Source organism: Methylobacter sp. Wu8 (genome assembly GCF_036440755.1).
Taxonomy (GTDB): domain Bacteria; phylum Pseudomonadota; class Gammaproteobacteria; order Methylococcales; family Methylomonadaceae; genus Methylobacter_A; species Methylobacter_A tundripaludum_A.
This window is the reverse complement of sequence record NZ_JAZGVT010000055.1, coordinates 57,466-66,468: the sequence shown is the minus strand read 5'-3', so window position 1 is coordinate 66,468 and position 9,003 is coordinate 57,466. Positions and strand designations below refer to the sequence as shown.

Here is a 9,003-nt window from a genome sequence, read left to right as displayed (position 1 = left end):
ACATCCGAAAAGATATTTTCTTATAATAAGCCAGCTTTCCGACTACGACCGGGCTTGTCCAACAACCGGTTCAGATTGTGGCTCGCTATCGCTCACACAATCTAACCTTATTCGTTAGGGCTTGGTGCTACCTGATGTTTCGTGAGCTTCTTGTTGTAAATCTGCCAGCTTCTTTTTCCCGGCATCAAGCGCAACCTGATGTTCTGTCTCTGTTGTTGCCGCATTTATTGATTTGAGTAGTTCTGCCAGTGCAGCGAGTGTTGCTTCCCTGTGCTTCCGAATCTCAAGCACTTGCTCCTTGGGAACAAGCAGCGCAAATTGGCAATCCGAAAACTGAAGGAGATCCAACGCTTGGGTCGTCTCTTTCGCTTCTTGTACTTTTTCTGGTTTGAACTCAAGCTTTCCGATACGGAATACATTTACGCCACCAACGGGAATGTCGAGACCAGTTACTTGAACGTTATATCCGGAGTAGTCTATTTGCGTTTTGCATTCTACAGTTTTGGATTGGAACAGCATGCAGCCTTGAAGTGTGGAAATGAGGATTAGCATGATATATCGATTTTTTTTCATTTGATTCTCCTTGGTGCATTTTAGCGCGACAATAGCTCGTCTTGGTACCTTCTAAGTTCTCTTGTGAAATCCTCAGGTGTTCTGGCTCCTAGAAGATGGGTTTCTGCCGAGCGTCCTAGCCTGATAACTTCAGTTCTTTCTGATCCTACTGTCACGGTGAATGATAATGATCGCCCCGTATTTGTCATCTCCTGACAAAGCGAGAATTGAATACTGTCGATTTTTCTAATTAATTCACTCGCTTGCTGCAATTGAACTTCCTCAATTTTGAGTATGCCCGCATTGAGGTTATTGAACAGGTATGGCTCTTTAATAACTCTCTCGCACTTAACGCTTCTATATTCAGTAGCGGTAGACAGGCTTTCTGATTGACTATATATATTGTCAAAGCTGGATGCGGTGGTTTCAAAAAGCGTATTAAATAGCCATCCTGATGTGCTGCTGAATGACGATTCAAATGCGTACGATGAGGGTATGACCAACAATAAATATAAGATAACTTGGATAAGTCGCAGCATTGTTTAATCTTCTTGTGTCCTAACAAGTTATTAAGCTGTTAACAGTATATCTACCGCCAAACCTAGGTTGCAACAATAAATTTGTGAACTGCAAGGATTTTTTCCTTCCGTATATCATCCAAACTGCGCCAATTGGTGAAATTGGAGGTTGTCATGTTGACCGTTACCGCATCCCTCCGTCAGGCGTTCGAAGCACAGCTTGGTCAGCGCAATGTTCCGGATCAGCAACGCCGCGATTTTCATAAGTGGCTTAGGTTTTATCTGGATTTTTGCGCTAAGTACACTAAGTACACTTTGGACCCGAAACTTACCGCTAGCTTTGCGGGGTTTGATGAAAAATTAAAAAGCAAAGGACAATCCGATGCGCAAAGACAACAGGCTCGCAGGTCTATTGCCATTTATTACCGAACCATTGGCGTCATTAAATCCACGCAATCTACCTCCGGCAATTCATCCGCTAAAAATCCTTCGCCATTGGTGGCGTCAGGCACGCCAAATCAGGCGCCTTCCAAACAGGCCGATTTGCCGACAGCAAAACACGCAATTCCGTTGTCTGCCGTTGCGACTGAACCGCGGAAATTGACGGGTTCCAACTGGGAAGCCATTTATGAGCAATTGAAAAACGCCATCAAGGTACGCCATTATTCGAACAAGACTTGGCAAGCTTACCGTTATTGGCTGCAACAGTTTCAAACCTTTACCAAAAGCAAGGATGCCGGCTTGTTGGGTATGGACGATGTCAAAGGCTTTTTGAGTCATCTCGCCGTGAACAAACAGGTCGCCGCGTCTAGCCAGAACCAAGCGTTCAATGCGCTACTGTTTTTATTCAAGAATGTGTTACAAAAGGAGTTCGGTAAGGTTGAAGGCGTGGTGCGGGCCAAACGGCGGCCATACATTCCGGTAGTATTGTCGCGCCCTGAAGTGGATCGGGTTATCGGGTTGCTGGAACCGCCTTATGATTTGATCGCCAAACTGTTGTACGGCTGCGGCTTGCGCTTGTTCGAATGTCTAAAATTACGGGTACAGGATTTGAATTTCGATATGCAAGTATTGACGGTGCATGACGGCAAAGGCCTGAAAGACCGCACCTTGCCGATGCCGTCAACTTTGACTGCCGAACTTGCCGCACAAGTAGGGCAAGTGGCGATCCTACATGAGCAGGATTTGGCGGCGAACACTGCGGGGGTATTCTTGCCTAGTGCGCTGGACATCAAGTATAAAAACGCGGCAAAAGAATTCGCTTGGCAATGGTTGTTCCCCGCCAAATCGCTCACTTTGATGCCGGGCAGTGAAGATTATCGGCGTTGGCATTTGCACGAAACTCACATGCAACGCGCGATTAAATTAGCTGTGCGCAAAAGCCGCATCGCCAAACGCGCATCGGCGCATACGTTTCGCCACAGCTTCGCCAGTCATCTTTTACAGGCCAACGTCGATATTCGCACCATTCAGGAATTGCTTGGCCACAGCGATTTGAAAACAACGATGATCTACACTCATACAGTACCCAGTGTGACGATTAAAGAAGCTAAAAGTCCTTTGGATTTATAAATAAGTGATGTCAGGTTTTGGCTGCAATGAGCCAATTTGCAGTCAGTGACCAAAGATTCTTCTACGGCAGATATTGGCCGAAAGCCGATATTGCCAATATGAGCGGCCTTGATCAAAAACACCCTTAATGAGGAAAGAAAGAGTGTTGGCACTTGTTGAATCATCGTTCGACTGCATTGGAAAGCAAGCCTTGGCTGAGTAAGACATGCTGGAGCGATTGAAAACCATCAACGTGAAACGCGGTTATACCAAGGCTTTGCGCGGTATCGACATTGGCCGAACAATCATCGAAGAAATAGACTTCGGCCGGATCAACATCACACTTGCCCAGTGCTAACGTAAATATTTCGAGATCCGGTTTGATGGCTCCGAGCAAGTGCGAAAATAGGGCAATATCGAAATCATCCTCTAACCCTCGGAACCGTTCCCAGTGCAATGGATTCGAATTACTCAGGCATCCTACCTGGTAATTTTTTCGCAAATGATGGATCGTTTCGCGCGCACCGGGAAAGAATTCTCTAGGCCAGGATGCAAATTCCTTAACGAAGACTTGAGGCGTCATCCGAAGCCCCCATTCAGCAATGAAACTTTCGGCAAACTCACAAGATGATATTTCCCCGCGCTCAAATCGCCGGACTGAGGGCGAAAACAGCCATTGATCTTTAATAGCTGTACGATCAAGAGGTTCGGGCAGTAAGCGGCTCAAACTCTCGAATGCAGAACTTTCAATTAATACACCGCCGAGATCAAACAGCAAAAGCGAGGGGAAATTCATCCATATCTCCTAGATGGCGCCAAAATGGGTTTGCATATGCTATGAGACCAATGTGTCATTAATATTTCATTGAGAGGCTTTGCCAGGAATTTGCTGATGACCGGCTTGAAATTCATGCATCGGTACGGGAAAATTATTCCGCTCCGATTAGCTTGGTGAAATCCAAATATCATTTACAGGTGAAGGGCATCCGTTGCGCCCCCTTCAGATCAAAGCGACCAGCGCCGGCCCGGGATGCTTCGCCCAGTATTCGGAAACGTCACTTCGACCCGGTGGTGAGTGTTCAAATCCCCCCCGCCAGCCCTGTTACGAGCAATCAATGATCACCACGACTGATATTGTGTTGATGTTCAATACCTTCGGTTAAATTATAACCTTCGTTATTGAATAGATCGCCGGTAAAAAACAAACGCATCTCTATAATCCAAGCAATTTTTTTTAGCTTATTGTTTTCTATGATAATGGTTGAAAGTTTATGATTGTTATCAATAATCTGATCCACAATTGTTTTGGGGTTAGCAGGATCTTCTTTTAGCGCACCGGACACAATACGCTGAGCGGATTCCATTGTCAGCACTGGATAGGTAGTCGGTAGCTCAGCGTTTTTATCATTTTTAAGCGACTGCGCGTTAAAATAACCAATATCATAAACAACCTTAAATAGCACACCAATCATAATCAAAACCCCGTAAACGGAGAGACCGATTTTTAATCGCCTTCTAACGCGGGGGTTTGATAGTTTTTTTATAATATCGCGAGTTTTCATATTCATTTTTATTGCGGTTCCATAGCTTTATTTGTCATTTTTTAACATTTAAGAGAGCCTTAACTGCATATCTTCCGGTATCTAATGATATTAGTTTTCTTATTATCTTAACGGCTGCATGTTATTCGGCAATATCCGCGATACTTATTAATCGATGCTAATCACTCAATTGGAAAGTCAAAATAAGTGTCAGGATACGGCTCATTATCAAGTGTAAAATGCCACCATTCTTTAGCATAATTTTTGAAACCGTGTTTTTCCATCAGAGTCTTTAGCAGCATTCTGTTGACTCTTTGCTGATATCCAATCTCTTTATTTTCAGTGTGCGATTGCGTATGAAAGCAGTCAAAACCTGTTCCCATGTCAATGCTATTGTCTTTAAAGCGTTTATTAATGTCCAGATAGCATTCGCGTAAGTCTTGTTCCGGGAAATATTCCTCTTGTTTTGGAACGGGCAAAGGAACAATAGTAAGGTCTATAGTGCTGCCGCGACTATGACCTGATTTTTCTGAAATATAGCCGTCTTTGAATAAATTGGTTTTGTCTAATGCGGGATAAAACTCCTTCTTCGTTTTAACGTCATCAACGTCCTTAGCCCATCTTACAAAGTGATCCACCGCTTGTTGGGGACGATAGCAGTCATATATTTTGAGTGTTAGCGCATGCTTATTTAGCTCATGCTGCACATTTAAAAGCGCGGATGCAGCTTCTTTTGTTAATAGGCATTTTGGGGCCAGATAACCATCCGCTCTGGCGCCAAGAAAATTATGTTCGCCAAAATAGCGAATATCAAGCTCAAGACCAGGAATATTTTGTGCAACGTCTACAAAATTATCTTGATGACGAATTTGTGTAGCCGAGGAACAAGACGATAATGTTAATGCATTGAATACACAGCATAAAACAATCACAAATACTGACTTTTTCATAAAATGTTACAAATAACCCATGATAGACATCCGAGACGGTAAGCGCTTAACAATAAGTCGGCGGCCCCTACGCGGCAAGAGCCGCATTATAGCAATGATGAAAGACGGCTTAGGATAGAAATCAGAAGTTCACATTTTTGCTTCTACAATGTCAATGCAATTTGAGAGGAGCGTGCAACTATAGGCCACCCAAACATAACTGCGATTATCTAAACTATCGAGATTACGGCGGCAGAAATCGGCTTCGTGAACAGTGAATAACCGGGACAGAAATTTAAGGCATAAAAAAACCGACTCATTGGTCGGTCTTTTTAAGGGAATTCATGGTGCCCAGGGGCGGAATCGAACCGTCGACACGAGGATTTTCAGTCCTCTGCTCTACCGACTGAGCTACCTGGGCATTTTAAGGTTTCTTAGTTTTTGCAGTGGTGCCCAGGGGCGGAATCGAACCGTCGACACGAGGATTTTCAGTCCTCTGCTCTACCGACTGAGCTACCTGGGCGGAACTACAAAAGAGCGCCATTAGACTCGATTATGCGGCGGCAGTCAATAAATAATGTTTTTCACTGAGACGGATTTTGGCCGTTCGGGATGTTTTCCTTGCCGAACAAGCTGATAATAAAACCAAAGACTTTTTTCACGCCGCTCCAAATACGCGGCAACAGCCAGATCATCAGCAGGATAAAACCGGCCAACGCTATTAAAAATAATATCGGATGATTGATGCACGCCCAGACGCCGGTTATCACGACGACATCCTCGCCGATCGAGGCAATCCAGTTGCTAAAGGGTTCCGGCGATGTGTTAATCAACACCCTGCTCCCGGATTTGGTTGCATGTGAGCCTGCCGCCAGGCCGCCGCCCACGATGGCCGCGGCCAATTCAACGGCGGGATTCAACTCGCCGATCGCCCCGGCCGCGAGCATGGCCCCGGCCGGAATGCGGATAAACGTGTGTATCGCATCCCAACCGGTGTCTACGCCCGGCGTTTTATCGGCAAAAAATTCGATGAAATACATGAGTCCCGCCGCTCCCATGACCATCGGGTTGGCGACTATCTGTAAATCGGGCGGCAAATCAATATTGCCGGTATTGGCAAGATAGCCCAGCGTAAACAGCGTCGCGTACAGGTTAATACCGCTGGCCCACGCCAGCCCCATCGATAATGCCAGAGTTGTTGATATGTGATCCAGTGCGTCCATTAGAGCGGCCTTTTTCCGACTGTTTTGCTCAGCGTAGCATATTTTTCTGAACCTCCGTTAAACCGTATCCCGATCGCTAATAGAGCTACGCCCTCATTTTTTCGCACATTTAAATTCAGACCATGTAAAATTAACCATTATGTATTTGGCAACTTTTAGGATGTTAACGTGAGCTTTAGAGGAACAACGATACTTTCTGTTCGCCGGGGCGACAAAGTCGTGATCGGCGGTGACGGTCAAGTCACCTTGGGCAACACGGTGATGAAAGGCAATGCCCGCAAGGTGCGCCGTTTATATCACGACAAAGTCATCGCCGGTTTTGCCGGTGCAACTGCGGACGCGTTCACTTTATTCGAGCATTTTGAAGGCAAGCTGGAAAAACACCGCGGCAATTTAACCCGCGCCGCCGTCGAAATGGCTAAGGACTGGCGTACCGACCGCGCCTTGCGCAAACTGGAAGCCTTGCTGACCATTGCCGACGCCAAAACTTCGCTGATTATTTCCGGCACCGGCGACGTGATCGAGCCTGAACATGATTTGATGGCGATCGGTTCCGGCGGCGCTTTTGCCCAGGCTGCCGCACGCGCATTGCTTGAAAACACCGATCTTAGCGCCCGCGAAATTGTCGAACGGTCCTTAAATATAGCCGCAGATATTTGTATTTATACCAACCACAATTTGCGTATTGAAGAACTCGACGCCGAACCTAACGAGTAAATAAATGACTCAAATGACACCCAAAGAAATTGTAAGCGAGCTGGACAAGCATATTGTCGGCCAGGCCAATGCCAAGCGTGCAGTCGCGATCGCGTTGCGCAACCGCTGGCGCCGCCAGCAGGTCGATCCTGCCCTGCGTGAAGAAATCACCCCTAAAAATATTTTAATGATCGGCCCCACCGGCGTCGGCAAGACCGAAATCGCCCGCCGCCTGGCGCGTCTGGCCAATGCCCCGTTCATTAAAATTGAAGCTACCAAATTTACCGAAGTCGGCTACGTCGGCCGTGATGTCGATTCCATAATCCGCGATTTGGTCGATACCGCCGTCAAGATGACCCGCACGGCGGAAATGGACAAGGTCGAAAACAAGGCTTTCGATGCCGCCGAAGACAGAATCCTGGACATTTTGCTGCCCAGAGCGAATGGCGGCATGCTGTCCGACACCGAAGAATCGACCCGTCAAAAAATGCGCAAAAAATTACGCGAAGGCGACCTGGACGACAAGGAAATTGAAATCGATGTGCATCTTGCACCGGTAGGCGTTGAAATCATGGCGCCTCCCGGCATGGAAGAAATGACCAGCCAATTGCAGGGCATGTTCCAGAACCTGGGTTCGGGCAAAACCCGCTCCCGCAAAATGAAGATCAACAAAGCCCTGAAAGTGTTGCAGGACGAGGAAGCGTCAAAACTGGTTAATGAAGATGACATCCGCTTGCGCGCGGTGGAATCCGTTGAGCAAAACGGCATCGTGTTTCTGGACGAAATCGACAAAATCTGCAAACGTTCCGATGTGGGCGGCGGCGAAGTTTCCCGCGAAGGCGTACAAAGAGACTTACTGCCTTTGGTTGAAGGAACCACGGTCAGCACCAAATACGGCTCGATCAAAACCGACCACATCTTGTTTATCGCCTCGGGTGCGTTCCACTTGACCAAACCGTCGGATTTAATCCCCGAACTGCAAGGCCGCTTCCCTATCCGCGTTGAGCTGGATGCGCTGTCAGCCGATGATTTTGTACGCATCCTGACCGAGCCTGATGCATCGCTGACAGAACAATATATAGCGTTATTGGATACCGAAGGCGTATCGTTATCGTTTTCCGCCGACGGCATCAAACGCATTGCCGAATTCGGCTGGCAAGTGAATGAATCCACCGAAAATATTGGCGCCAGAAGATTGCACACCGTTCTGGAGCGGTTACTGGAAGACATTTCCTATAACGCCCCGGATCTTTTTGGCAAAAACATCCTTATCGATGCCGGTTATGTTGATGATCATTTGGCCGAGTTTGTTGAAGATGAGGATTTGAGTCGTTATATCTTGTAGGCAAAAGGTGCAAGGTTAAAGGCAAAAACTTGCACCACCACCTTGCGCCCTTAGCCTTTCACCTTTCGCCTTATATTGTTTATGCGCCTAACTGCAAAACCCAGCAACACCCACCCGACCGAAATCAAGCTGCATCAGGTTTCCAACATTTTGGAGATCAGCTTTGACGACGGCAGCGTGTTTAAATTGCCGTCCGAATATCTGCGCGTCTACACGCCTTCGGCGGAAGCGGTCGGTCACGCGCCCGGACAGGAAGTTCTGCAGGTCGGCAAGGAAGATGTCACCATTAAGGAAATCAAGCCGGTAGGTAACTATGCGATAGCCCCGGTCTTTAGCGACGGCCACAACAGCGGCATTTATACCTGGGATTTGCTGTATAAATTGGGCGCCGAATATCAAACTTTATGGGCTGATTATCTTCATAATCTTGAATCCGCCGGCTATAAACGCAAAGAACCGCGGCAAAACTAAGACATATGCATAAATTAATTTAAGCAATTACCACGAAGAGCATGAAAGACATGGAGACTTAAATCCTTCATTCTCTACATGTTCTTCATGGTTTAAAAATAAGACTTGCTCGGTCATCACAACGCCGGAGCCCTTCGGAAAGGCTCAGGGCAGGCTTGCAGAGTGCGTTCCCACGCC

The 9,003-nt window shown here is 46.9% G+C and carries 10 protein-coding genes and 2 tRNA genes; 4 read left to right on the top strand and 8 right to left on the bottom strand.

Annotated features, from left to right (window positions below; genetic code table 11):
* Window positions 1-114: 114 nt before the first annotated feature.
* Window positions 115-573, bottom strand: coding sequence for a hypothetical protein (locus V3O24_RS07700; RefSeq protein ID WP_331306800.1), 459 nt, complete (start codon window positions 571-573; stop codon window positions 115-117).
* A 20-nt stretch (window positions 574-593) separates the two neighbouring features.
* Entirely contained in the window at window positions 594-1,091 is a 498-nt protein-coding gene (locus V3O24_RS07695; protein ID WP_331306799.1) for a hypothetical protein, read from the bottom strand.
* A gap of 153 nt (window positions 1,092-1,244) precedes the next feature.
* Between V3O24_RS07695 and V3O24_RS07690 the strand changes: the two genes are divergently transcribed.
* Window positions 1,245-2,642 (top strand): integron integrase, encoded by a 1,398-nt coding sequence (locus V3O24_RS07690; protein ID WP_331306798.1) that lies wholly within the window; start codon window positions 1,245-1,247, stop codon window positions 2,640-2,642.
* 160 nt (window positions 2,643-2,802) lie between these two features.
* Here V3O24_RS07690 and V3O24_RS07685 read toward each other — a convergent pair whose 3' ends face one another.
* The 6 genes from V3O24_RS07685 to V3O24_RS07660 all read right to left on the bottom strand — a co-directional run bounded on the left by V3O24_RS07685 (window position 2,803) and on the right by V3O24_RS07660 (window position 6,314).
* Window positions 2,803-3,417: an HAD family phosphatase gene (locus V3O24_RS07685; RefSeq protein ID WP_331306797.1), complete on the bottom strand. Its 615-nt coding sequence runs from the start codon at window positions 3,415-3,417 to the stop codon at window positions 2,803-2,805.
* Between the two features lie 316 nt (window positions 3,418-3,733).
* Window positions 3,734-4,189 carry a hypothetical protein gene (locus V3O24_RS07680; RefSeq protein ID WP_331306796.1) on the bottom strand — a complete coding sequence of 152 codons (456 nt, stop codon included), beginning with the start codon at window positions 4,187-4,189 and terminating at the stop codon, window positions 3,734-3,736.
* 155 nt (window positions 4,190-4,344) lie between these two features.
* The gene (locus tag V3O24_RS07675; RefSeq protein WP_331306795.1) at window positions 4,345-5,112 is read right to left on the bottom strand and encodes a M15 family metallopeptidase; all 768 of its coding nucleotides are present in this window, start codon (window positions 5,110-5,112) and stop codon (window positions 4,345-4,347) included.
* A gap of 324 nt (window positions 5,113-5,436) precedes the next feature.
* Window positions 5,437-5,512 (bottom strand) — tRNA-Phe (locus V3O24_RS07670).
* 26 nt (window positions 5,513-5,538) lie between these two features.
* Window positions 5,539-5,614 (bottom strand) — tRNA-Phe (locus V3O24_RS07665).
* A gap of 61 nt (window positions 5,615-5,675) precedes the next feature.
* On the bottom strand, window positions 5,676-6,314 hold the full coding sequence (locus V3O24_RS07660) for a DUF4126 domain-containing protein (RefSeq protein ID WP_104421916.1): 639 nt from the start codon (window positions 6,312-6,314) through the stop codon (window positions 5,676-5,678).
* Between the two features lie 168 nt (window positions 6,315-6,482).
* On the opposite strand from V3O24_RS07660, the gene hslV reads away from it, so the two are divergent.
* The 3 genes from hslV (at window position 6,483) to V3O24_RS07645 (ending at window position 8,826) form a co-directional block, all read left to right on the top strand.
* Window positions 6,483-7,031 carry an ATP-dependent protease subunit HslV gene (gene hslV, locus V3O24_RS07655; RefSeq protein ID WP_104421917.1) on the top strand — a complete coding sequence of 183 codons (549 nt, stop codon included), beginning with the start codon at window positions 6,483-6,485 and terminating at the stop codon, window positions 7,029-7,031.
* Between the two features lie 4 nt (window positions 7,032-7,035).
* Entirely contained in the window at window positions 7,036-8,355 is a 1,320-nt protein-coding gene (gene hslU / locus V3O24_RS07650; RefSeq protein WP_331306794.1) for an ATP-dependent protease ATPase subunit HslU, read from the top strand.
* An 81-nt stretch (window positions 8,356-8,436) separates the two neighbouring features.
* On the top strand, window positions 8,437-8,826 hold the full coding sequence (locus V3O24_RS07645; protein WP_331306793.1) for a DUF971 domain-containing protein: 390 nt from the start codon (window positions 8,437-8,439) through the stop codon (window positions 8,824-8,826).
* Window positions 8,827-9,003: the final 177 nt, after the last annotated feature.